22 protein-coding genes and 1 riboswitch are annotated in these 23,915 nt (G+C 68.5%); of the genes, 7 read left to right on the forward strand and 15 right to left on the reverse strand.

What is annotated here, in order from left to right; genetic code table 11:
• Positions 1–4 precede the first annotated feature (4 nt).
• The 3 genes from ACIQK7_RS08560 to ACIQK7_RS08570 are packed head-to-tail and all read left to right on the forward strand — an operon-like array spanning position 5 to position 3,500.
• Positions 5–973 (forward strand): ABC transporter permease, encoded by a 969-nt coding sequence (locus ACIQK7_RS08560; RefSeq protein WP_403023321.1) that lies wholly within the window; start codon positions 5–7, stop codon positions 971–973.
• Complete coding sequence (locus ACIQK7_RS08565; protein WP_403023324.1) at positions 970–1,872, forward strand: ABC transporter permease; 903 nt, start codon at positions 970–972, stop codon at positions 1,870–1,872. Before ACIQK7_RS08560 ends, ACIQK7_RS08565 begins: the two co-directional genes overlap by 4 nt.
• Positions 1,869–3,500, forward strand: coding sequence for an ABC transporter ATP-binding protein (locus ACIQK7_RS08570; protein ID WP_403023327.1), 1,632 nt, complete (start codon positions 1,869–1,871; stop codon positions 3,498–3,500). The genes ACIQK7_RS08565 and ACIQK7_RS08570 overlap by 4 nt, the downstream gene beginning before the upstream one ends.
• Here ACIQK7_RS08570 and ACIQK7_RS08575 read toward each other — a convergent pair.
• From ACIQK7_RS08575 to ACIQK7_RS08630, 12 genes are all read right to left on the reverse strand, one after another.
• The gene (locus tag ACIQK7_RS08575; protein WP_403023330.1) at positions 3,490–3,621 is read right to left on the reverse strand and encodes a hypothetical protein; all 132 of its coding nucleotides are present in this window, start codon (positions 3,619–3,621) and stop codon (positions 3,490–3,492) included. The two genes, ACIQK7_RS08570 and ACIQK7_RS08575, sit on opposite strands and share 11 nt — an antisense overlap.
• A 22-nt stretch (positions 3,622–3,643) precedes the next feature.
• Entirely contained in the window at positions 3,644–5,002 is a 1,359-nt protein-coding gene (locus ACIQK7_RS08580) for an MFS transporter (RefSeq protein WP_403023333.1), read from the reverse strand.
• A gap of 63 nt (positions 5,003–5,065) precedes the next feature.
• A complete protein-coding gene (ribH, locus tag ACIQK7_RS08585) occupies positions 5,066–5,551 on the reverse strand; it encodes a 6,7-dimethyl-8-ribityllumazine synthase (RefSeq protein ID WP_403023336.1) in 486 nt (161 codons plus the stop codon).
• A complete protein-coding gene (gene ribB / locus ACIQK7_RS08590; protein WP_403023339.1) occupies positions 5,548–6,849 on the reverse strand; it encodes a 3,4-dihydroxy-2-butanone-4-phosphate synthase in 1,302 nt (433 codons plus the stop codon). The genes ribH and ribB overlap by 4 nt, the downstream gene beginning before the upstream one ends.
• A complete protein-coding gene (locus ACIQK7_RS08595; RefSeq protein ID WP_403023342.1) occupies positions 6,846–7,475 on the reverse strand; it encodes a riboflavin synthase in 630 nt (209 codons plus the stop codon). Before ACIQK7_RS08595 ends, ribB begins: the two co-directional genes overlap by 4 nt.
• Positions 7,475–8,632 carry a bifunctional diaminohydroxyphosphoribosylaminopyrimidine deaminase/5-amino-6-(5-phosphoribosylamino)uracil reductase RibD gene (gene ribD, locus ACIQK7_RS08600; RefSeq protein ID WP_403023344.1) on the reverse strand — a complete coding sequence of 386 codons (1,158 nt, stop codon included), beginning with the start codon at positions 8,630–8,632 and terminating at the stop codon, positions 7,475–7,477. The genes ACIQK7_RS08595 and ribD overlap by 1 nt, the downstream gene beginning before the upstream one ends.
• 77 nt (positions 8,633–8,709) lie before the next feature.
• Positions 8,710–8,869: riboswitch (FMN riboswitch) on the reverse strand.
• Positions 8,870–8,940: 71 nt separating this feature from the next.
• Positions 8,941–9,504: a GNAT family N-acetyltransferase gene (locus ACIQK7_RS08605; protein WP_403023347.1), complete on the reverse strand. Its 564-nt coding sequence runs from the start codon at positions 9,502–9,504 to the stop codon at positions 8,941–8,943.
• Positions 9,504–10,511, reverse strand: coding sequence for a tryptophan--tRNA ligase (trpS, locus tag ACIQK7_RS08610; RefSeq protein WP_403023350.1), 1,008 nt, complete (start codon positions 10,509–10,511; stop codon positions 9,504–9,506). Before trpS ends, ACIQK7_RS08605 begins: the two co-directional genes overlap by 1 nt.
• A 987-nt stretch (positions 10,512–11,498) precedes the next feature.
• A complete protein-coding gene (locus ACIQK7_RS08615) occupies positions 11,499–12,362 on the reverse strand; it encodes an exodeoxyribonuclease III (protein WP_403023353.1) in 864 nt (287 codons plus the stop codon).
• A 50-nt stretch (positions 12,363–12,412) separates the two neighbouring features.
• Entirely contained in the window at positions 12,413–13,429 is a 1,017-nt protein-coding gene (locus ACIQK7_RS08620) for a YihY/virulence factor BrkB family protein (RefSeq protein ID WP_403023356.1), read from the reverse strand.
• Positions 13,430–13,472: 43 nt separating this feature from the next.
• Positions 13,473–13,748 (reverse strand): HPr family phosphocarrier protein, encoded by a 276-nt coding sequence (locus ACIQK7_RS08625; protein WP_403023358.1) that lies wholly within the window; start codon positions 13,746–13,748, stop codon positions 13,473–13,475.
• A gap of 26 nt (positions 13,749–13,774) precedes the next feature.
• On the reverse strand, positions 13,775–14,581 hold the full coding sequence (locus tag ACIQK7_RS08630; RefSeq protein ID WP_325210914.1) for a DeoR/GlpR family DNA-binding transcription regulator: 807 nt from the start codon (positions 14,579–14,581) through the stop codon (positions 13,775–13,777).
• Positions 14,582–14,747: 166 nt separating this feature from the next.
• Here ACIQK7_RS08630 and ptsP point away from each other — a divergent pair, with 166 nt between their 5' ends.
• From ptsP to ACIQK7_RS08650, 4 genes are read left to right on the forward strand one after another with little or no spacing between them, the layout of a single operon-like run.
• Entirely contained in the window at positions 14,748–16,406 is a 1,659-nt protein-coding gene (gene ptsP, locus ACIQK7_RS08635) for a phosphoenolpyruvate--protein phosphotransferase (RefSeq protein WP_403023362.1), read from the forward strand.
• A 49-nt stretch (positions 16,407–16,455) separates the two neighbouring features.
• On the forward strand, positions 16,456–18,048 hold the full coding sequence (locus tag ACIQK7_RS08640; protein ID WP_403023365.1) for a PTS mannitol transporter subunit IICB: 1,593 nt from the start codon (positions 16,456–16,458) through the stop codon (positions 18,046–18,048).
• Positions 18,049–18,073: 25 nt separating this feature from the next.
• Positions 18,074–18,511 carry a PTS sugar transporter subunit IIA gene (locus ACIQK7_RS08645; RefSeq protein ID WP_325210917.1) on the forward strand — a complete coding sequence of 146 codons (438 nt, stop codon included), beginning with the start codon at positions 18,074–18,076 and terminating at the stop codon, positions 18,509–18,511.
• Positions 18,511–19,665, forward strand: a complete 1,155-nt coding sequence (locus ACIQK7_RS08650) for a mannitol-1-phosphate 5-dehydrogenase (protein ID WP_403023368.1) — start codon at positions 18,511–18,513, stop codon at positions 19,663–19,665. The genes ACIQK7_RS08645 and ACIQK7_RS08650 overlap by 1 nt, the downstream gene beginning before the upstream one ends.
• Before the next feature lie 6 nt (positions 19,666–19,671).
• Here ACIQK7_RS08650 and ACIQK7_RS08655 read toward each other — a convergent pair whose 3' ends face one another.
• The 3 genes from ACIQK7_RS08655 to sdhA all read right to left on the reverse strand — a co-directional run bounded on the left by ACIQK7_RS08655 (position 19,672) and on the right by sdhA (position 23,913).
• Complete coding sequence (locus tag ACIQK7_RS08655) at positions 19,672–21,243, reverse strand: MFS transporter (protein WP_403023370.1); 1,572 nt, start codon at positions 21,241–21,243, stop codon at positions 19,672–19,674.
• Between the two features lie 82 nt (positions 21,244–21,325).
• Positions 21,326–22,087 (reverse strand): succinate dehydrogenase iron-sulfur subunit, encoded by a 762-nt coding sequence (locus tag ACIQK7_RS08660; protein ID WP_403023372.1) that lies wholly within the window; start codon positions 22,085–22,087, stop codon positions 21,326–21,328.
• Entirely contained in the window at positions 22,087–23,913 is a 1,827-nt protein-coding gene (sdhA, locus tag ACIQK7_RS08665) for a succinate dehydrogenase flavoprotein subunit (RefSeq protein WP_403024020.1), read from the reverse strand. Before sdhA ends, ACIQK7_RS08660 begins: the two co-directional genes overlap by 1 nt.
• Positions 23,914–23,915 lie beyond the last annotated feature (2 nt).

Raw genomic sequence — 23,915 nt, forward strand, 5'->3', positions numbered from 1 at the left:
CGAAATGAGGGGAGTGCTCGAGAACACCACGGTCAGGTTCCTGGCCCGGCGGCTCGCCTACACGGCGATCGTGCTGGTCGGAGTCATGGTCGTGGTGTTCTCGATCGTGCAACTGGTGCCGGGCGACCCCGTGCGCATCGCGCTGGGCACGAGGTATACGGAGGCGTCCTATGAGGCCCTGCGCGCGGCATCCGGTCTCGACCGCCCCCTCCTGGAACAGTTCTTCGGATACCTCGGAGGGGCGCTCACTGGCGACCTGGGCGTGAGTTTCCGCAACGGCGAGCCGGTCACGGCGGTGTTGCTCGACCGCCTGCCCGCCACCATCTCGCTCGCGGTCGCCGCCCTCGTGATCGGCCTCGCCGTCGCGCTTCCGGCCGGCATCTACTCGGCGCTCCGCGAGGGCCGTCTCAGCGACGGCATCGTGCGCATCGCAAGCCAGTTCGGCGTCTCGGTTCCCGACTTCTGGATGGGCATGCTGCTCATCACCCTCTTCTCGTCGGTGCTCGGCTGGCTGCCGTCATCCGGCTATGTGGCCATCACGGATGACCCGCTCGGCTGGATGAGGCGCGTCACCCTGCCGGCGATCACGATGGGCATCGTGGCGGGCTCGATCATGACCCGGTACATCCGCGCGGCCGTGCTGGATGTCGCGAGCATGGGCTACATCCGCACGGCGCGATCGAAGGGCCTCGCGCCCAAGGTCGTCACGTTCCGGCACATAGTGCGCAATGCCCTCGTGCCGGTGCTCACCATCACGGGCATCCAGATGGCCACCATGCTGGGCGGGGTGATCGTCGTCGAGGTGGTCTTCGCCTGGCCCGGGCTCGGCAGGCTCGTCTTCGACGCGGTCGCGTCGCGTGACTACCCGATCATCCAGGGGGCGGTGCTGCTGATCGCGGTCATGTTCCTGCTCATCAACCTGCTCGTGGACGTGCTCTACGCCGTCGTCGACCCGAGGATCCGACTGTCATGACCATGTCAGAGAAGCAGGCGCCCGCCGCCGCGGCACCACCCTCGCGGGGGAGCCTCATCGGCCTGCTGCTGCAGAACAAGGTGACGCTCGCCGGATGCATCGTGCTCCTGATCGTCGCCGTCGTCGCGATCATCGGCCCCCTCGTCGCGCCCTACGGGGTCAACGCGACCAACGTCGTGAACGCCCTCCAGCCACCGAGCGCGGAGCACTGGTTCGGCACGGATGACCTCGGCCGTGACGTCTTCTCGCGCGTGCTCGTCGCGACCAGGGTCTCGCTCCTCGTCGCGGTGGCGAGTGTCGCCTTCGCCCTCGTCATCGGCGTCGTCGTCGGCATCGTCTCCGGCTACACGCGCGGCTGGCTCGACACCGTGCTGATGCGCGGCGTCGACGTCATGTTCGCCTTCCCCGTGCTGCTGCTCGCGATGGCGATCGTCGCAATCCTCGGCCCGGGCCTGCTCACGACGATGCTCGCGATCGGCATCGTCTACACGCCGATCTTCGCCCGCGTGACGCGCGGCAGCACCCTGAGTGTCGCGGTCGAACCCTTCGTGCAGGCCTCCCGCACGATGGGCACGGGGTCGTTCTTCATCCTGCGCCGGCACATCCTGCCCAACATCACGGGCCCGCTCATCGTGCAGACCTCGCTCTCACTCGCCTTCGCGATCCTCTCGGAGGCCGCCCTCTCGTTCCTCGGCCTCGGCGTGCAGCCACCCCAGCCGTCGTGGGGACGCATGCTCTTCGACGCGCAGGGCTTCTTGGGGCTGGCCTGGTGGATGAGCATCTTCCCCGGCGCCGCGATCTTCATCACCGTGCTGGCGTTCAACCTGGTCGGCGACGGCCTGCGCGACGTGCTCGACCCGCGCCAGCGAACCATCCTCGAGGCAAGGAGGCGGCGATGAGCGCGGTGCTCTCGGTGCGTGACCTGGGCGTCACGATCGGCCGTTCGACGATCGTCGACGGCGTCTCCTTCGATGTCGAACGCGGCCAGACGCTCGGCATCGTGGGGGAGTCGGGCTCCGGCAAGTCCATGACGGTGCTCGCCGCGACCGGCCTGATCGATGCGCCGGGCGCCGTCGTGACGGGCGCGAGTCGGCTGGGATCGACGGATGCCGCGGGGCTCGACCTCGTCGCAGCGACGCCCACCCAGCTCCGGCGAGTCCACGGCGACCGCATCGGCTTCATCTTCCAGGACCCGAGCACGTCCCTCAACCCGCTGCTCACGCTGGAACGCCAACTCACGGAGGGCCCCGAAGCGCACCTCGGCCTCACCCGTCGCCAGGCCAGGTCGCGTGCCCTCGAGCTGCTCGACTCCGTCGGCATCCCGAACCCCTCGGATCGGCTCGCCGCCTACCCCCACCAGCTCTCGGGCGGGCAGCGACAGCGGGTCATGATCGCGGTCGCGCTCGCCTGCGACCCCGAGCTGCTCATCGCCGACGAGCCCACGACGGCGCTCGACGTCACGACGCAGGCGCAGATCATCGAGCTCGTGCGCGGCCTGCAGGAGGAGCGAGGGATGGCGGTCGTGTGGATCAGCCACGACCTCGGCGTGATCGGCCAGGTCGCCGACGACGTGACGGTGCTCTATCGGGGCGAGGCGGTCGAGCAGCGGCCCATCGTCGAGGTCTTCGACGCGCCGCAGCACGACTACACGCGCACCCTCCTCGACGCCCGGCCGGTGCTGGGCCGGGCCACCCCTGCGCCCGCCGATCCGAACGCCGACGTGCTGCTGTCGATCCGCGACCTCGACGTCAGCTTTCCCATCACGACGGCGACCGGCAAGTCGACCGTGCACGCGGTGCGCGGCGCGAGCCTCGACATCCGTCGCGGGCACACGCTGGGCCTCGTGGGGGAGTCGGGCTCCGGCAAGTCGACCGTCGCGGGCGTGCTGACGGGCCTCACCGAGCCGGCATCCGGCACCGTCACGCTGGAGGGACGCGACATCTTCGGGCGCCGCGGTGCCGAGCTCACGCAGCTGCGGCGCGAGATCAGCATGGTCTTCCAAGACCCGTTCTCGTCACTGAACCCACGGATGTCGGTGGCAGAGGCGATCGCGGAACCCCTCCGCGTGCACAGGCTCGCCGCGGGGGCCAAGGGTCGTCGCGGGCGGGTGGAAGAGCTGCTCGAACTCGTGCGCCTGCCGCGCGAGTTCGCCGACCGGTTCCCGCACGAGCTCTCGGGCGGCCAGCGCCAGCGGGTCAGCATCGCGCGGGCGCTCGCGGTCGAACCGAAGCTCATTATCCTCGACGAGTCGACGGCGTCCCTCGACGTGTCGATCCAGTCGCAGGTGCTTGAACTCCTCGCGACCCTCCAACAGGACCTGGGGCTCACCTATCTCTTCATCGCCCACGACCTCGCGATCGTGCAGCAGATGAGCCACGAGATCGCGGTCATGCGGCAGGGCGAGATCGTCGAGCTGTCAAGCAACGAGCGGCTCTACGCCAACCCGCAGCACGAGTACACGCGCACCCTGCTGGCGGCAATCCCGCCGGAGCGCCCGCGCGCGGCCGCAGGAGGGCTTAGGGGTTGAGGAACGGGATGGGGCCCACGAAGACCGTGTAGGCCCATCCGGCGAAGAGCACCGCGCCAACGACGACGAGAGCCCAGGACCAGAAGGTGACCGCGCCGCGCGCGCCGTTGCGATTGCTCATGGCATCCATTCTACCCAGCGCGTCAGCGCTCGATGTCGACGTCCTTGGTCTCCTTGCCGATGATGAGCGACACGAGGGTGATCGCCGCCATGACGGCCAGGTAGACGCCCACGAGCACGGGGCTGCCGTCGGCCATGGCCCACAGCCACACGGCGATGAAGGGGGCGACGGCCGCGCCGAGGATCGAGCTCACATTGTAGGAGATGCCGGAGCCCGTGTAGCGCACATTGGTGGGGAACAGCTCGGGCAGCAGTGCACCCATGGGCCCGAAGGTGAAGCCCATGAGGGTGAAACCGATGATGAGCCACGCCATGACGCCCACGAAGCCCGCGCCGAGGAGGGGCACCCACAGGAGCCCGAAGGCGATGATGGCGAGCGTCACGACTATGAGCGTGCGGCGACGGCCGAATCGGTCGGCGAGGGGGCCTGAGACGAGCGTGAAGATTCCGAAGAAGACGACGCCGACGATCATCATGAGCACGAAGGTCGTGTAGTCGTAGCCGAGTCCCGGCTGCACGCCCGAGTCCTGCGGATCGATCGGGGCGCGCCCGTAGCTCAGCGAGAACGTGGTCATGAGGTAGAAGAGCACGTAGGTCGCCAGCATGAAGAAGGTGCCGAGGATCAGCTCCCGCCAGTTGCGGCGCACGACGAGGCCGAGCGGCAGCTTGACGACGCGTCCACCCGTGACGGTCTTGGAGAAGGCCGTGCTCTCGACGAGCTTGAGTCGCACCCACAGGCCCACGATGACCATGACGGCCGAGAAGAGGAAGGGGATGCGCCATCCCCACTCGAGGAAGGCCTCGGAGGGGCGGCTGGGGTCGTCGGAGGGGAGGAGCGCCGCGATGATGAGGAACAGGCCGTTGGCGATGATGAAGCCGATGGGGGCGCCCAGCTGCGGGAAGGTGCCGTACCAGGCGCGCTTGCCCTTCGGCGCGTTCTCGGTCGCGACAAGCGCGGCACCGCTCCATTCGCCGCCGAGCGCGAAGCCCTGGGCGAGACGGAGGATGACGAGCAGGAGGGGCGCGAACCATCCGATCACCAGGTAGGTCGGCAGCACGCCGATGAGGAAGGTCGCGATACCCATCGTCAGGAGGGCGGCGACGAGCGTGGTCTTGCGGCCCACCTTGTCGCCGAGGTGGCCGAAGAAGACCGCACCGAGCGGCCTCGCGACCATGGCGGCGCCAAAGATCGCGAAGGAGGAGAGCAGCGCGGTCGTCTCGTCCCCGGCGGGGAAGAACAGGTGTGGGAACACGAGCACCGCCGCGGTGGCATAGACGTAGAAGTCGTAGAACTCGATCGTCGTGCCGACGAGGCTCGCGAGCACGACGCGCGAGCGTGGATTGGCCGGGGTGGGCACTTCAGCGGTGGCGTTGACAGACATGGGCAACTTCCTACGTGTACGGACGATTCATCCTATGCCCGCGGCACGCTGGCCCCTCGCACGCTACGCCCGGATGTCTCGCAACACCACTGCCGTCGCGAGCGCCGCGGATGCCGCCTCCGCGCCCTTGTCCTCCTTCGACCCCGGCAGCCCGGCCCGGTCGAGGCCCTGCTGCTCGTCGTCGAGGGTGAGCAGCCCGAATCCGACCGGCTTGCCCGTGTCGAGCGCCACGCGGGTCAGGCCGTCGGTTGCCGCGGCGGAGACGTACTCGAAGTGGGGCGTGCCACCGCGAATGATGACGCCAAGGGCGACCACCGCATCCGCACCGTTCTCAAGCGCCGCCTTCGCGACGACGGGCAACTCGAAACTGCCCGGCACCCGCACCTCCGTGATGGAGGCGCCGGATGCCTCGAGCACCCGCCGCGCGCCGGCGAGCAGCCCATCGGTGATCACCTCGTGCCACTGCCCGGCGACGATCGTGACCGCGAGGCCCCGTCCGTCGACCTCAGCCTCGCCGATTCCAAGCTTGGGGGAACCCTCGCCACTCACAGTGCCTGCTCCTTCTGGCTCTGGCGAGCCATCTCGATCGGGTTGACGCCGCTCGCGTCGATGTGTTTGGGCAGGAGGTGCCCCATGCGGTCGCGCTTCGTCTGGAGGTAGCCCTCGTTGAGCGGGTCGATACCGACGACGATGGGCACCTGCTCCGTCACGACGACGCCGCGATCGGTCAACTGCTTGACCTTGTCGGGGTTGTTGGTGATGACCCGCACGGAGTGGAGGCCCAGGTCCTCAAGGATCGCCACCGCCGCTCCGTAGTCGCGTCCGTCTGCCGGCAAACCGAGCGCCAGGTTCGCGTCGAGGGTGTCGAGGCCCGCATCCTGCAGTCGGTATGCCTTCAGCTTGTTGATGAGGCCGATGCCGCGGCCCTCGTGGCCGCGCATGTAGATGACGACCCCGCCGTCCTCGCGGATCTGCGCGAGGGCTGACTCCAGCTGTGGGCCGCACTCGCACTTGAGGGAACCGAAGACCTCGCCCGTGAGGCATTCCGAGTGCACGCGGATGAGGCATCCGTCCTTCGGCTCACCCGAGATGATCGCGACATGGTCGGCGCCGCTCATGCGGTCGCGGTAGGCGCGCACCGTGAACTCGCCGAGCACGGTGGGCAGCCGCGTCTCGACCTCGAACACGACCCGCGAGGTCTGCGGGATGTGCGCACCGAGTGGTTCCGCCGTGTCGTCATCGAGGGCATCCAGGTAGTTGCTGAGCTCCTCGATCGTGATGACGACGAGACCGTGCTCCTGGCCCAGCGCGATGAGGCCGGGCAGGCGCATCATCTCGCCCGAGTCCTCGACGATCTCGGCGATCGCGCCGACCGGCTCGAGTCCCGCGAGGCGCATGAGGTCGACCGTCGCCTCGGTGTGGCCCGCGCGCTCCCGCACCCCACCATCGACGGCGCGGAGCGGCAGGACGTGCCCCGGCCGGATGACGCTCGCCGGAGTCGACGCGGGGTCGGCGAGGGCACGCAGCGTCGTCGTGCGGTCGGAGGCGCTGATGCCCGTCGTGATGCCCTCGGCCGCATCGACCGAGATCGTGTAGGCGGTGCCGCGCGGGTCCTCATTGTTGACGACCATCGCGGGAAGGTCGAGCCGGTCGGCGATCTCACGCGGCATGGGGGCGCAGATGTAGCCGGAGGTGTGACGCACCATCCACCCGATCCACTCGCGGCTCGCGAGCTGGGCCGAGATGATCACGTCGCCCTCGTTCTCTCGGCCCTCATCATCCACGACGATGATGGGCTTGCCGGCGCGGAGCTCCGCGATCGCGGCGGGAATTTCGGCGAGGCTCATGACTCGCTCCTCTCGGTGGTGCCCGCATTCGCGGGAGACTGCAGGCGCAGCATCCGCTGCACATGACGGGCGAGGATGTCGGTCTCGATGTTCACGCGGTCGCCCACCGCGCGCATCCCGAGCGTCGTGGCGCTCAGCGTCTCCGGAATCAGGGACACCTCGAACCAGTCGTCGCCCACCGCGGAGACCGTCAGCGAGACGCCGTCGACCGCGATCGAGCCCTTGTCAACGACGAGGGGTGCGAGTTCGGGGGAGAGGGAGAAGCGCAGCACGCGCCAGGCGTCGCCGGGAGTGACGCTGAGGAGCTCACTCGTGCCGTCGATGTGGCCCTGCACGATGTGGCCGCCGAGGCGCCCGTGCACCGGTGCCGCCCGTTCGAGGTTGACGCGCTCTCCCGGGCGCGGATTCGTGAGGGTGCTCATGGCGATCGTCTGGGCCATGACGTCGGCGGTGAACCAGTCCTCGCCCTGGTCGACGACCGTGAGGCACACGCCGCTGACCGCGATCGAGTCACCGTGGCCGGCATCCGAGACGCACTTGGGGGCGCGCACCGTGATGCGCGCAGCATCCGTCGATGGATCCCAGGCGATGACCTCGCCCTGTTCCTCGATGATTCCCGTGAACATCAGTTGTCTCCTCGTTCGTATTGCTCGTCGAGCTCGCCGCCGAGCCCATCGTCGCTCGACCGGGCCGCGTCGACCTGTGCTTTGTGGGCATGCGGCCGTATCGAGACCCCGCCGCCCATAGGTCGAGCAGTCACCAGCACGTTCCCGCCAAGCACCTCAACCCCGCGGATCTCAAGCCGCCGCGCCTCACCGATCGAGCCGACGCCAATGTCACCGACGGCCGTGCGGCCCGAGCCCAGCAGCTGCGCGCCGAGGTAGATCGAATACTCATCGACGAGCCCCTGCGCGATGAAGGCGCTCGCGAGCGTCGGCCCACCCTCGACATAGAGGCGACGGATGCCGCGGCCATAGAGATCGGCCAGCACCGCGTCCAGGTCGCGGCTCGCTGTGACGATCGCCGCCTGCGGGTGGTGGAGCACGCGCGAGGAGCGCGGCACGAGGGTCTCGCCGATCACGACGGGGACCGGCTGGTGTTCCATGAACTCGCCCGCTTCGCCGCGGGCCGTGAGGGAGGGGTCGTCGCTGAGCACGGTGCCGGTGCCGACGGCGATGGCGTCGCTCGCAGCCCGCTGCTCGTGCACCCGCTGGCGGGCGGCGGCGCCCGTGATCCACTGGCTCGTTCCGTCGGCGGCCGCCACGCGCCCGTCGAGGGTCGAGGCCCACTTGAGTGTGACCCAGGGGCGCTGTCGGCGCACCGCCGTGAGCCACGGATGCATCAGCTCCTGCACCTCGTCGGCGAGCACACCGCCCACCACCTCGATGCCCGCGTCCCGCAGGGTCGCCGCGCCACCGCCGGACTCGGCGCCGGGGTCCGCGACCGCGTAGACGACGCGCGACACACCCGCGGAGATGAGGGCTGCCGTGCACGGGCCGGTCATGCCCGTGTGATTGCAGGGTTCGAGGGTGACGACGGCGGTCAGGCCGCTGGGAACATCCGTGCCGAACTTCGACAGCGCGTCGACCTCGGCGTGCGGGGTGCCGGCACCCTTGTGCCAGCCCTCGGCGACGCGATTGCCCGCCGCGTCGAGCAGCACGCATCCGACCTGCGGGTTGACGCCCCACGCGGGGCCTCGCTCCGCAAGCGAAATGGCGTGGCGCATGGCGTGTTCAAGCGCGCCCGCATCCGGCGCTTCGGTGTCGTGCCCTGTTTCGCTCATCCCGGTCCTCGTGTGGTGTCTCCACGTCTCCAGGGGTGCCGCGTACGGGCCATGGTGTCGCGGTACACGCGAACCACGTGTGCTTCCTCTCATCCGGACTGAGGGAGCGCAGCTTGCTGCCATCCCATTACCGTCGGTGCCGGAATTTCACCGGCTCAACCGCCTTGCTGCTTGCGCAACGCCGCGGGTCGCGGACTATCACCGCCGGTTCGGATTCTCACCGACCCCGGAGCACGTACTGTTCTGGAGTCTACAACGACCGCCTCCGCGAATTATTCCCGGTGCCGGGATCCGGAACGGCGGGGCCGTCAGGCCCTCGGCCACCCAGGCTTGGGATCACGCGAGTCACCCGCGCCGATGCGTCCCCGCCAGGAGAGCGGATGCTCGCCGCTCGCGTCCGGCCGCCGGCCCGAGCCCTCTCCCTCGAATGTGAAGCCACACTTGCGCGCGACGCTCGCCGACGCCAGGTTGCCGGTCAGGCATTCCCACCCCACCGAGCCGACCCGCAGGGGGTTCGCCGGGTCGAACGCCCAGTCGAGCACCGCGTGCACGGCCTCCGGCATGTAGCCGTGGCCGCGGTGCTTGGCGCCCAACCAGAAGCCGATGTCATCCGCCGTCACCCGCCGCAGCGAGATCACTCCCACGAATTCGCCGCGAGCACGGATGCCCCAGGTGAGTTCCTCGCCCGAAGCCCAGCCCTGCTCCGTGAACGCGATGAACTCGTGCGCCTTCTCCAGCGTGTACGGCTGCGTGATCGCGGGAATGTATCTGGAGAGCACCGGGTCCTGGCAGTGCTCGCGGATCGCCTCGGCATCGCCGAGCATGGGCGCCGAGAGCACGAGCCTCTCGGTGCGGAGTTCGAAGGGGTGCATCAGCGGCGGGGGAGCAGGCCCATGCGGTCGTAGACGCGCGCGAGCGTGGCATCCGCGATCTCCGCTGCCTTGTCGGCGTTGCCCGCGAGGATGCGGTCGAGTTCGGCGGGATCGTCGAGCAGCTCGAGCACTCGGGCGCGGATGGGGGCGAAGGTCTCGGTCACGACCTCGGCGAGGTCCTTCTTGAAGTCGCCGTAGCCGCGGCCCGCATACTGGTCCTCGAGGGCTGGGATCGCGGTGCCCGAGAGCGCCGAGTAAATCGTGAGCAGGTTCGAGATGCCCGGCTTCTCGGCCTGGTCGTAGCGCACCGAACCCTCGCTGTCGGTCGTCGCCGACTTGATCTTCTTGGCGGTCGCGTTCGGCTCGTCGAGCAGCCAGACGACACCCTTCTCGGTCGAGGCCGACTTGCTCATTTTTGAGCTTGGGTCCTGCAGGTCGTAGATCTTCGCCGACGCCTTCTGGATCTGCGCCTCCGGCACGACGAAGGTCTCGCCGAAGCGCGAGTTGAAGCGTTCCGCGAGGTTGCGGGTCAGCTCGATGTGCTGGCGCTGGTCCTCGCCCACCGGCACGACCTCGGCGTCGTAGAGCAGGATGTCGGCCGCCATGAGCACGGGGTAGGCGAAGAGGCCCACGGTTGTGGCATCCGCCCCCTGCTTCGCCGACTTGTCTTTGAACTGGGTCATGCGGCTGGCCTCGCCGTAGCCCGTGATCGTGTTGAGGGCCCACGCGAGCTCCGGATGCGCCGACACATGCGACTGCACGAAGAGCGTCGACTTGGCGGGGTCGATGCCCGCTGCGATGTACTGGGCGGCCGTGCGGCGGGTCGCCTCGCGGAGTTGCTTCGGCTCCTGGGGAACCGTGATCGCGTGCAGGTCGACGACGCAGAAGATCGCGTCGTGGGTCTCCTGCATCTCCCGCCACTGCAGCAGCGCCCCGATGTAGTTGCCGATCTGGAGCGAGTCGGCGGATGGCTGCATACCGGAGAACAGGCGGGGCTTAGCGGTCATCCCCCCATTCTCTCGCATCGCGGGTCCCCGCCTGCGCGGTCCCGCTCACCCCGCCCCCTCGCGCGCCCCTCGCGCGGGACCCCTCTCTCGCGACACCTCTCTCGCGCTCCCTCGCGCCCGCCCCGCCGTTGAGATCTGAGTAGTGCATCTTCCCGCTGCCAGCACCCGCATCCACATCCACATGATCGACTCCGGTCGCGAATCTGCCCGGTCGCTGACGAGAGGGAGGCAGCGGGAGATCGCCGGCCTCCCGCGGCGCCCATGCCACCGGCCGAATGCACACTCCAGGGTCGAGCGCGCCATCCGATTCGCGCCGCGATGTTTGTGCCAGATGAGGTAGTCGCCAACGGCGACCAGATCCTCATCGTTCAGCAGGGACGCCAGGTCGCACCATGTTCGCGCGCGCGACGTGACCCGTAGTCCTTCGAACTCGACGATGTCGGTCGGGTCAATTGTGATGCGATGCGAGCGGATGCCCCGGCCTGCGGGCACGGCGACTGGGGTCGGCACACCCACATCGAGAGGGCGCGAGTCGGTCTCGAGGAACGAAGGAAGCGGCATCCCCAGAGGGCGGCTGCGGTGCCGTGAGAGAAGAACGCGCGGGGAGACATGACGACCCCGTAGGTGGCCGCCCTTCCGAGAAGCGTGGAGCCTGTTCCTCGCACCGCTCGGGCGCCCCGGTGTGGTGACTCCAGGTCAGCGCCGAGCATGCGACCGCGTCCGAGTCCCGCGGCTGCGCCCGAGCGCGTGTGAAACGGACCGGCCACAAGGTCTTCGGGGAGAGGAATTCGAGGCTGCACAGCCGCATCCTCACGCAGTCAGCAGCTTCTCTCCGAGTTCCTCGCGCCCGCCGTGCACAACTCCTCGCAGCACCCGCGTGTGGACAAGTTGAGATCCGACTGGTGCAGCTTCGAGACCTCGAGGAAGGTGCACAACTCGGATCTCAGCGGAATGCGCGTGAGCGCGCGAGTGCGCGCGAGGGAGCGCCTACAGCTTGTAGTCGACCACGACCGGGGCGTGGTCTGACCAGCGCTCCTCGTAGGAGGGGTAGCGGTCGACCTTGTAGTCCACGACGGTCTCGGCGAGGGCGGGCGTGACGAGGTGGTAGTCGATGCGCCATCCGACGTCATTCGGGAAGGCCTGTCCGCGGTTCGACCACCATGTGTAGGGGCCGTCGACCTCGCCCGCGTGGCGTCGGCCCACGTCGACCCAGCCGAGGCCGGTGCCGGTCGTGCCGTCCTGGCATTCGAACTCATCGCCGCGAGGGCCGAGGAAGCGGTCGAAGTAGGCGCGCTCCTTTGGCAGGAACCCGGCCTTCTTGACGTTGCCCTTCCAGTTCTTGATGTCGAGCCTCGTGTGGCCGACGTTGAGGTCACCGAGCACGACCGCGTACTTGGAGTGCGCCTCGAGCTCGGGCAGGCGCTCAGCCATCGCGTCGAGGAACTTGTACTTCTCGACCTGCTTGGGCGTGCCGTCCTCGCCCGAGTGCACGTAGGTGCTCACGACCGTGATGATCTCGTCGCCGACCTCGTAGTCGGCCTCGAGCCAGCGCCCCGCCGAGTCGAAGTCGGCGGCGCCAAGCTCGACGCGATGGATCTTGGCCCCGCGTCGGCCGTCGGCACGGGTTCGGCTCGCGAGCGCGACACCCGCGCGGCCCTTCGCTGTCGCGGGGTCGTGCAGCACGTCCCACTCCTCGCCGAGCAACTCGGTGATGTGCTCCGTGTCGGCGCGCACCTCCTGCAGTGCGAGGATGTCGACCTCGCGGGCGGCGAGCCAGTCGCCCATGCCCTTGCGGTAGGCGGCACGGATGCCGTTGACGTTGACGGAGGCAATGCGGAGCGGCTTCGACATGCTTCGACCCTAGCGGCGGCATCCGACAGCGCGTGCACCGCTGGCCCCGCTCAACGTCCGAAGAGCCAGCCCCATCGTCGGGTGCGGCGGATGCGCGCGAGCCGTCGTTTCGCCTTCTCACGCAGGGCAGCCTCGTGGGCAGCAGCGAGCTCCTTTTCTTTGCGACGCTCCTCCTCTATGCGGAGGTCGGCGGCGAGTCCACGGTCTGCCATACCGACGGCCACCCATGCGCCGGCAATGAGGATGACCTGGCAGAGAAAGTTGAACCAGATGAGCAGACCGATGATGACGGCGAAGGAGGCGAGGAGTGGGTTGTTGCTTGCGCCCCCGAGGAGGGTTGAGCCGAGCACCTTGAGTACGCCAAGGCCTATCGCGCCGAGCATGGACCCGGCGGCGAGGCGGCGCACGGGGATGTGCAACCCGGCGAGGAAGCGGAACAGCGCTGCGAGGGTGACCGTGTCGAGCACGAACATCAGCAGGAGACCGACGCCGGAGGCGGCCGCGGTCGCGATGACAGAGTCCTCGGCGACACCGATGAGCCCGAAGATCCATTCGACCGCCTGCGTGCTGAACACGAGAAGTCCGGCGGAGATGAGCAGGGCCACGCCGAAGAGGATGCCGAGTCCCGCATCCTTGAGGCGAAGGAGCACGATGTTGAGCCGTTCGGGCGGCAGCTCGAACATGACGCGCACGGCGTCGCGAGCGGAGGCGAGCCATCCGAGGGCCGAGAACAACAGGCCCCCGAGGGCGATTGCGCCGGTCCAACCGAAGATGCCCGCCTGACTCAGGTCGTCGGGGTCGATTGCGCCTTCGCCGTCGCCCGAGTCGATGAGCCCGGGAACGGATGCGTCGAGCAGTTCGAAGAATCCGCGCTTCAACTCCTCGTTGCCGGTGATGATGAAGCCGGCCACGGAGAAGGCGACCCAGAGCGCGGCGAACACGGCGAAGATCGCCTGGTATGACAGGCCCGATGCGAGGATTGGCCCCCGTTTGAGCGCGTAGTGCTGGAACACCCGCACCGGCCGGGATGCCATCAGCGCGGCGATGAGCTTCTTGAGCCTGTCCATTCCTGACAGGCTATGCCGGTCTGCCCGCCGGCGGGAGGGTCACCTATTGCGGGTCGAGCTCCGAGCCGATGAGTTCCGCGAGGCGGTCGGCCGTGGCATCCGCGTCATCGCCGCTCACCGTGAGGGTCAACTCGTCGCCCTTCGAGACCCCCATCGCGAGGAGGAGCAGCACGCTGGCCGCGTTGGCCTTCTTGCCGTTCGCGGCCTCGATCATGACGCTGTGCCCGCTCTCGCCGGCCGCCTTCGCGATTGTCGCGGCGGGGCGTGCGTGCAGGCCGACTGCTGACCCGAATGCGACCGTGCGCTGTGCTTCTGCCATGGCGTTGTCCTCCCGTGTTGGTGTCGTCATGCTACTGCCGGTGTCGGTGAGGGTCCCGCGAGGATCACGTCTGGGCCGGATGCCTCGACCTCGTGCACGAGCTCAGCGTTGACGCCCGCGTCGGTGATGATCGTGTCGATGGCGGCGAGCGGGGCGACCCTGCTGAACTCCTCGCGGCCGAACTTGCTGTGGTCCGCGAGCACGATGCTGCGGCGGCTGGCCTTGATGATGGCCGACTTCACGGCGGCCTCGGCGATGTTGTGGGTCGTGAGGCCGCGCTCGGGCGTGATGCCGTTGATGCTGATGAATGCCACGTCGACGCTCACCATGCTCACCATCTGATGCGTCCAGGTGCCGACGGTGGCCCGGGAGGTGGACCGCACGAGGCCTCCGAGCACGTGGAGTTCGATGTTCTCGCGGTCGGCGAGCGCGATCGCGACGGGGAGCGAGTGGGTCACGACGGTCAGCCGGCGGTCGGTGGGGATGAGCTCGGCAAGCTTGATCGTCGTCGTGCCCGCGTCGATCAGGATCGAGCCGCCATCCGGGAGTTCGTCGATCGCGGCCGTGGCGATCGCAAGCTTCTCGGCCACCCGGATCTCGTTGCGTTCCGAGACGGCGGGCCCGACGAGGCTCCGCTCGACGGGAATCGCACCACCGTGGGCGCGGCGCACGAGTCCGCGCCGCTCGAGGCTTGTGAGGTCGCGCCGGATTGTCTCGGGGGTGACCCGCAGCAGCTCCGCGAGTTCCCGCACCTCGACGCGTCCGTTCGCGCGAGCCTGCTCAAGGATCGCTTGGTGCCGTTCGGGTGCGTACATCGTGACCTCGTCGTTCACAGGTGCGGCTCGGCGCCGTGGCGCACGAGAGAAACATCACAAACAAAAGTCTGCTTGCGTATTTTTATCTCCGAATTTGTTTGTTTGTCAATCGAGTTGGGGGTACTCTCGGTTTCACATCGCCGCGGCATGCCGTCGGCGAGGCCCAATGACGAGGGAGTGCGGGATGCGAGAGCTTCGAGGAGTAGGCGTGGGGCGCGGCATAGCAGCCGGCCCGGTACTGCGGATGCCCGACCCCCTGCCCGAACCGGATGCGACCCCCCGCACCGCCGACGCCGAGGCCGAGAAGGCCACCGTCAGCGAGGCACTCGCGGCCGTGGCATCCGAGTTGACCGAACGCGGCCAGCGCGCGGGCGGAGACGCCCAGGCGGTGCTCGACGCGCAGGCGATGATGGCGCAGGACCCCGGCCTCGTCGATGACGTGAACGCGCGCATCGACGGCGGCAGCACCGGCGAACGGGCCGTATTCGAGGCCTTCGCCGCCTTCCAGGAACTCCTGACCGGCATGGGCGGCTACATGGGGGAGCGCGCCGCCGACCTCGCTGATGTCGCCCAGCGCATCATCGCGCGCCTCCGCGGCGTGCCGGCCCCCGGCGTGCCGAACTCCGACAGCCCCTTCGTGCTCGTCGCCCGCGACCTGGCGCCGGCCGACACCGCCCTGCTCGACCTCGAGAAGGTGCTCGCCCTCGTGACCCGCGACGGCGGCCCGACCTCCCACACGGCGATCCTCGCGCGCTCGAAGTCGATCACCGCGATCGTCGGCGTCGAGGGTGCCGAGTCACTCACGGACGGCACGATGGTGCTCGTCGACTCCGGAGCGGGCACCGTGACGGTGGAGCCCTCACCCGCGCAACTCGCCGACGCCGAGACGCGCACGGCCGAGATTCGCGCGATCGTGAACGCTCCCATCACCGACGGTGCGCTCGCGGACGGCACCAAGATTCCGCTCCTCGCCAACCTGGGCAACCCGAAGGATGCCGCGGCCGCCGTCGAGCTCGGCGCCGAGGGCGTCGGCCTCTTCCGCACCGAGTTCCTGTTCCTCGACGCAACCGAGGCGCCGAGCGTCGAGCAGCAGGAGGCCGACTACACGGCCGTGCTCGCGGCCTTCCCCGGCAAGAAGGTCGTCGTGCGCTGCCTTGACGCCGGGGCCGACAAACCCCTGAGCTTCCTCAACGACGCCGAGGAGGAGAACCCGGCGCTCGGCCAGCGCGGGCTTCGCTCCCTGCGGGCGAACGAGCAGATCCTGCGCGACCAGCTCACGGCCCTTGCGCGCGCCCAAGAGGCCACCGAGGCCGACCTCTGGGTGATGGCGCCGATGGTCGCCGATGTCGCCGAGACCGAGTATTTCGTCGCCGTCGCCCGCGAGCTCGGCATCCGCGTCGCGGGCGTCATGGCCGAGATCCCCTCGCTCGCCCTCATGGCCGAACAGGTCGCCGCCGCGAGCGACTTCGTCAGCATCGGCACCAACGACCTCACCCAGTACACGCTGGCAGCCGACCGGATGCTCGGTTCCGTCGCCGCGTACCAGGACCCGTGGCATCCGGCAGTCCTGCGCCTCGTGCGCATGCTCGGCGACGCCGGCCGCACGCACGGCAAGCCCGTCGGCGTGTGCGGTGAGGCGGCCGCCGACCCACTCCTCGCCGTCGTGCTCGTGGGGCTCGGGGTCAACTCCCTGTCGATGACGCCCGCCGCATTCGCCGACGTGCGGGCCGAACTCCTGCAGCACACGGCGACGGATGCCACGGCGCTCGCCGAGGCCGCCCTCGCCGCCCCCACGGCTGCCGCCGCTCGCGACGCCGTCCGCGCGGCCATCGCCGAGCGCTGAACGACCACACCCGATACGAACTGCACCACTTGAGAGAAAAGGACACACGATGACAACGGAGTCACCAACGGCACCCGCCGCTGCCAAGCGCGGGGGTGCACGAGTCGGAGTGCAACGCTTCGGCACCTTCCTCAGCGGCATGATCATGCCCAACATCGGGGCATTCATCGCATGGGGCCTCATCACGGCCTTCTTCATCCCGAACGGCTGGGTCGGTTTCGACAGCCCGGTGGCGGCCTGGCAGTGGGCCGACTCCAACATCATCGGCGGTGGTGAGACCCCCGACGGCACCGAGTGGACCGGCCTCGTCGGCCCCATGATCACCTACCTGCTGCCACTCTTGATCGCCTACGCGGGCGGACGCATTGTCTACGAGACCCGCGGCGGCGTCGTCGGCGCGATCGCCACCGTCGGTGTCATCGTGGGCACCGACATCCCGATGTTCCTCGGCGCCATGATCATGGGCCCGCTGACGGCACTCCTCATGAAGTGGATCGACCGCATCTGGGCAGGCAAGATCAAGCCCGGATTCGAGATGCTCGTCGACAACTTCTCGGCCGGTATCCTTGCGGCGATCATGGCGATCGCGGGACTCTTCGCCTTCGCTCCCGTCGTCACCGCCCTCAGCAACGCGCTCGAGGCCGTCGTCGACTGGCTGGTCGGCCTCTCGCTGCTGCCGCTGCTGTCGATCTTCGTCGAGCCGGGCAAGATCCTGTTCCTCAACAACGCGATCAACCACGGTGTGTTCACGCCCATCGGAACGCAGCAGGCCTCCGGCGAGGCGGGCAAGTCGATCCTCTTCCTCGTTGAGGCGAACCCCGGCCCCGGCCTCGGCCTGCTGCTCGCCTTCGCCGTCTTCGGCGTCGGCATCGCCCGTGCGAGTGCGCCCGGTGCCATCCTGATCCAGTTCCTCGGTGGCATCCACGAGATCTACTTCCCCTACGTGCTCATGAAGCCCATCCTCGTGCTCTCCGTCATTGCGGGTGGCATGACCGGTGTCTTCACGAACGTGCTCTTCGACAGCGGCCTCCGCGCCCCTGCGGCGCCCGGCAGCATCTTCGCGGTGCTCATCCAGACCGCGAATGACAGCTACCTCGGCGTCATCCTGTCGGTGGTGCTGTCTGCCACCGTGTCCTTCCTTGTCGCGGCGGTCATCCTTCGCGCGAGCCGCAAGAAGGACCTCGAGGCCGGCGGCGGTGACCTCGGCGCGGCGGTCGCGCAGACCGAGGCGAACAAGGGCAAGTCGTCGAGCGTGCTCGGCGGGCTCTCGGGTGCCGAGACCGCTGAGGCGCGCACGGAGGCGGCCGGGACAGCAGCCGCGAGCGGTGCCGCGACGACCACAGCGACCCGTCCCATCCACAACGTCGTGTTCGCCTGCGACGCCGGCATGGGTTCGAGCGCGATGGGCGCGAGCGTCTTGCGCAACAAGGTCAAGAAGGCTGGAATTGACGGCGTGACGGTCGTCAACAAGTCGATCGCCAACCTGGACGGCACGGAAGACCTGGTCATCACGCACCAGGACCTCACCGACCGCGCGTCGCAGAAGACACCGAACGCCCAGCATGTGTCGGTAGACAACTTCATGAACAGCCCGAAGTACGACGAGGTCGTCGACCTGCTCAAGCGGCAGTCCGACAGCTGACAACAACTGGAAGAGGGAGTTCCCCATGGCGTCACAGGTACTGCAGCTCGCACAGATCCGCACCGAGGGTGAGGCAACGACCAAGCTCGAGGCGATGCGGGAGGCCCACGGCATCCTCGTCGATGCCGGAGCGGTGACGGCCGCGTACCTGCCGGCGATGCTCGAGCGCGAAGAGTCGGTCTCGACGTACATGGGGAACTTCCTCGCCATCCCTCACGGCACGAACGAGAGCAAGGAGGCGATCCTCTCCTCGGCGCTCTCCTTCGTGCGCTACGCGCAGCCGATCGACTGGGACGGTAACCCCGTGCACTTCGTCGTCGGCATCGCCGGCGTCGAGAACGAGCACCTCGAGATCCTCTCCAAGATCGCGATCGTGTTCTCTGACGAGGACGAGGTGGATGCGCTGCTCAAGGCGGGCAGCGCCGAGGAGATCCTCGACATCCTCTCGGAGGTCAACAACTGATGAAGGCTGTCCACTTCGGAGCCGGCAACATCGGCAGGGGCTTCGTGGGCCTCCTGCTCCACGAGGCCGGCTTCGAGGTGGTCTTCGTCGACGTCGCCGCGGAGCTCATCGACTCACTCGCCGCCGCGGAGAGCTACACCGTGCACGAGGTGGGGGAGGGCGCGCGCGACCATCGTGTCGAGTTCTTCCGTGCCCTCAACAGTGCTGCTGATCCGGATGCGGTGGTTGCCGAGATCGCGACCGCCGAGGTGGTCACGACCGCCGTGGGGCCCAACGTGCTTAAGTTCGTCGCCCCGCTCATCGCCGACGCGCTCCTCCAGCGTTCCGCCGAGGCGCCGCTCGCCGTCATGGCGTGCGAGAACGCCATCAACGCGACCGACACCCTGCGCGAGCACGTGGCGCAGGCGCTCGCCGACAAGGGGAGCGAAGCGGATGCCGCGACCGCCCTCTCCCGTGCGGTTTTCGCCAACACGGCCGTCGACCGCATCGTGCCGGGCCAGCCCGGCGAAGGCGGGCTCGACGTCACGGTCGAGTCGTACTTCGAATGGGCGATCGACCGCTCACCCTTTGGGGGAGAGGAGCCCAGCATCCCGGGTGCCACCTGGGTCGACGACCTCGCGCCCTACATCGAGCGCAAGCTCTTCACGGTGAACACCGGTCACGCGACGATCGCCTACTACGGCTTCGCCGCCGGGGCAAAGACGATAGCGGATGCCCTTGGTCGCGCCGAGGTCGAATCCGCCGTGCGCGCCGTGCTCGCCGAGACAAAGCAGTTGCTCGTAGCCAAGCACGGCCTCGATGAGGCGGCCCAGCAGGCCTACATCGACAAGATCCTCGCCCGCTTCGCCAATCCCCACCTGCCCGACACCGTCGACCGGGTCGGCCGCCAGCCGCTGCGCAAACTCGGCCGCAACGAGCGTTTCATCGGTCCCGCGGCTGAACTCGCCGAGCGCGGCGTCGTGCCGCAGGCGCTCGTCGACGCCGTCGGTACCGCACTCGGCTTCGACGTGCCCGACGACGAGCAGTCGGTTGGACTGCGCGAGAAACTGCAGAACCTCACGCCGGAGGAGTTCGTGCAGGAAGTGTGCGGCATCGGCCCGTCGCATCCGCTCTTCGAACCGCTCGTCGCGGTCGTGCCGACGCCCTCGGGCTGATCGCCGTCACTCAGCCGCGGCAACGCCCGTCGCTTCGGCTGCGAGTTCCTCGGCGGCGCCATTGTCGATCTCGACGCGGCGCAGGCTCACGAGTGCCACCACCACTGCCGCGACGACGAGCGCTGCGCCGATCGCGGAGGTGAGCGCGACGCCGCTGTCGAACGCGCTCCTCGCCGATTCGAGCAGCTCGGCCGCAAGACCGGGGCTCAGGTCGCGAGCGACGGCGACCGCCCCGCCCAGCGTCTCACCGGCGGCGGACGCAGCCTCGGCGCCCACGGCCTCGGGGACGACGACATTGTTTCGGTACGACACCGTCAGGATGGTGCCGAGCAGCGCGGTGCCGAGCACGGCCCCCAACTCGTAGGCCGTCTCGGAGATGGCAGCGGCAGCGCCGGCCTTCTCGGGCGGGGCCGTGGCAATAATGAGGTCGTTGGACACCGTCTCGGCCGCGCCAGCGCCCAGCCCCAGGAGTGAGAAGGCGAGCACCAGCACGAGGGCCGACGCATCGCCGCCGGTCACGGCCACCAGCACGAAGCTGCTCGCCGCGACCACGAGGGAGACGGCGACGATGCCCCGCGGTCTCAGCCTGCGCGAGAGCGGAACGACGGCGAGGCCGGCTACAACCATGGCGATGAGGCCCGGCAGCAACGCCATCCCTGCGACCATCGGCGCGAGGCCCAACACCAGCTGGAGGTGCTGCGAGCCGAAGAAGATGAAGCCGATGTAGGCGACGATCACGAGCAGGTTGATGAGCACGGCACCGCTGAAGGCTGGCCGCGAGAACAGGGTCAGGTCGATCATCGGCTCGGGTTCGCGGCGCTGGCGGCGCACGAACAGCACGCCCGCCACGAGTCCCCCCACGAGGGCGACACTGCCGCCGGGCGACAGTCCTTCGGTGGAGAGCACCTTCACGGCATAGACCACGGGCGCCATCGTGAGCATGGCGAGCAGGATGCTGAGCACGTCGACCCTGCCAGGATTCGGATCCCGCGATTCAGGGATGAGCAGCGGGGCGAAGACGAGCAGCGGCACGAGCACGGGAACCGCGAGGAGGAAGATCGAGCCCCACCAGAAGTACTCCAGCAGCGCCCCTCCCACGATGGGGCCGAGCGCACCGCCCGCGGCGAAGCCAGCCGCCCAGATCGCGATTGCGAGTCGCCGCTCGTTCCTGTCGAGGAAGATGTTGCGCAGCAGTGACAGTGTCGACGGCATCAGCATGGCGCCAAAGAAGCCGAGCGCTGCCCGCGCAGCGATGAGCGCCTCAGCGGTGGGGGCGAAGGCCGCGACGACCGACAGCGCTGCGAAACCCGTCGCGCCGACCAAGAGCATCCGCCGTCGGCCCAGCCGGTCCCCAAGGCTTCCCATGGGCACCAGGAGACCCGCCAACACGAGCGGATACGCGTCGATTATCCAGAGCAGGCCCGTGCCGCTGGGTCGCAGGGCCTCAGAGATCGCGGGGAGCGCGAAACTCAGCACGGTGTTGTCGATCGACACGAGCAGCACCGGCAGCATGAGCACCACGAGGGCCAGCCAACGACGCCTGGTCGCCAGCTGCGCTTCGGGTGTGGGGAGGGGCATCCGCTGTTCTCGTCTGTCGTGTCCGTGAAAGGCGAAGGCGCCGGCCCCCAGGGGGAGCCGGCGCCGTCGCTTGCGAGCTGCCTTAGGGCTTGCCGCGCATGATGGCCTGCTTGACCTCGGCGATCGCCTTGGTCACCTGGATGCCGCGGGGGCATGCCTCGGAGCAGTTGAAGGTCGTGCGGCAGCGCCACACGCCCTCCTTGTCGTTGAGGATGTCGAGACGCGTCTCAGAGGCCTCGTCGCGCGAGTCGAAGATGAAGCGGTGCGCGTTGACGATCGCCGCCGGGCCGAAGTACTGGCCGTCGGTCCAGAAGACGGGGCACGACGAGGTGCAGGCGGCGCAGAGGATGCACTTGGTCGTGTCGTCGAAGCGCTCGCGCTCGGCGACGGACTGGTGACGCTCCTTGCCCTCCTTGGGTGCGGTGCTCGACACGAGGAAGGGCTGGATGTCCTTGTAGGAATCGAAGAACGGCTCCATGTCGACAATCAGGTCCTTCTCGAGGGGGAGCCCCTTGATCGCCTCGATGTAGATCGGCTTCGAGATGTCGAGGTCCTTGATCAGCGTCTTGCAGGCGAGGCGGTTGCGGCCGTTGATGCGCATCGCGTCGGAGCCGCAGATGCCGTGGGCGCAGGAGCGACGGAACGTGAGCGAGCCGTCCTGCTCCCACTTGACCTTGTGGAGCGCGTCGAGCACGCGGTCGGTCGCGAAGAGCTCGACGTCGAAGTCCTGCCAGCGCGGCTCCGAGTCAACCTCGGGGTCGAAGCGGCGGATGATGACCGTGACCGTGAAGGACTGCACCGCCTCAGCTGCTGCGGGTGCGCCCTCGAGTGTTGCCGTGGACATCAGTACTTCCTCTCCATTGGCTGGTAGTTGGTGATGACGACGGGCTTCCAATCGAGACGGATGTGGTCTGCCGCATCCGCCGACAGGGGGTCGCCCGAGAGGTACGCCATCGTGTGCTTCATGTAGTTCTCGTCGTCGCGGTCGGGGTAGTCGTCGCGCATGTGGCCGCCACGGCTCTCCTTGCGGTTGCGGGCGGAGAAGACGACGACCTCGGCGAGGTCGAGCAGGAAGCCGAGCTCGATCGCCTCGAGCAGGTCGGTGTTGAAGCGCTTGCCCTTGTCCTGCACCGCGATGTTGCGGTAGCGCAGGCGCAGCCCGTGGATCGTCTCGGTGACCTTCGCGAGCGACTCGTCGGTGCGGAAGACCTGGGCGTTGCGGTCCATCTCCTCCTGGAGCTCACGGCGGATGGCCGCGATGTTCTCCGTGCCGGTCGAGGACTGCAGCATCTCGATGAGGCCACGGATCTCGGCGGTCGGGTCTTTCGGCAGCGGCGGGAACTCGGCCGTCTTGGCGTACTCGGCGGCGTTGACGCCGGCGCGCTTGCCGAAGACGTTGATGTCGAGGAGCGAGTTGGTGCCGAGACGGTTGGAGCCGTGCACCGAGACGCAGGCGCACTCGCCGGCGGCATAGAGGCCGGGCACGACGGTCGTGTTGTCGGCGAGCACCTCAGCGTTGTTGTTGGTGGGGATGCCACCCATCGCGTAGTGCGCGGTCGGCATGACCGGTACGGGCTCGTAGACGGGATCGACGCCCAGGTAGGTGCGTGCGAACTCAGTGATGTCGGGGAGCTTCGTCTCGAGCACCTCGGCACCCAGGTGGGTGCAGTCGAGGTAGACGTAGTCCTTGTTCGGGCCGGCGCCGCGGCCCTCCGCGACCTCCTGCACCATGCAGCGGGCGACGATGTCGCGCGGCGCGAGGTCCTTGATGGTCGGCGCGTAGCGCTCCATGAAGCGCTCACCCGAGGCGTTGCGGAGGATGGCGCCCTCACCGCGGGCACCCTCCGTGAGCAGGATGCCGAGGCCGGCGAGGCCGGTCGGGTGGAACTGGAAGAACTCCATGTCCTCGAGGGGGAGGCCCTTGCGCCAGATGATGCCGACGCCGTCACCCGTCAGGGTGTGGGCGTTGGACGTGGTCTTGTAGACCTTGCCGAAGCCACCCGTCGCGAAGACGACCGCCTTGCCGTGGAAGACGTGCAGGTCACCCGTCGCGAGCTCGTAGGCCACGACGCCGGCGGGCTTGCGGTCCGCGCCCTCGCCGCTCATGACGAGGTCGAGCACGTAGAACTCGTTGAAGAAGTTGATGCCGTGCTTGACGCAGTTCTGGTAGAGCGTCTGGAGGATCATGTGACCGGTGCGGTCGGCCGCGTAGCAGGCGCGGCGCACGGGCGCCTTGCCGTGGTCACGCGTGTGGCCACCGAAGCGGCGCTGGTCGATCTTGCCCTCGGGGGTGCGGTTGAAGGGAAGGCCCATGTTCTCGAGGTCGATGACCGCGTCGATGGCTTCCTTCGCGAGGATCTCGGCCGCATCCTGGTCAACCAGGTAGTCGCCACCCTTGACGGTGTCGAAGGTGTGCCACTCCCAGTTGTCCTCCTCGACGTTCGCGAGCGCAGCGGCCATGCCGCCCTGCGCCGCGCCCGTGTGGGAACGCGTCGGGTAGAGCTTGGAGATCACCGCGGTGCTCACATTGGGGCCCGCTTCGATGGCAGCCCGCATGCCGGCACCACCCGCACCGACGATGATCACGTCGTACTGGTGGTAGTGCACGCCGTCAACGACGCGCGTCTCTCCTACAGCCGGCTTGGCGTCGGCCCAGAGCGAGCCTCCGATGT

The sequence above is a fragment of the Salinibacterium sp. GXW1014 genome (assembly GCF_044769865.1).
GTDB lineage: Bacteria > Actinomycetota > Actinomycetes > Actinomycetales > Microbacteriaceae > Homoserinimonas.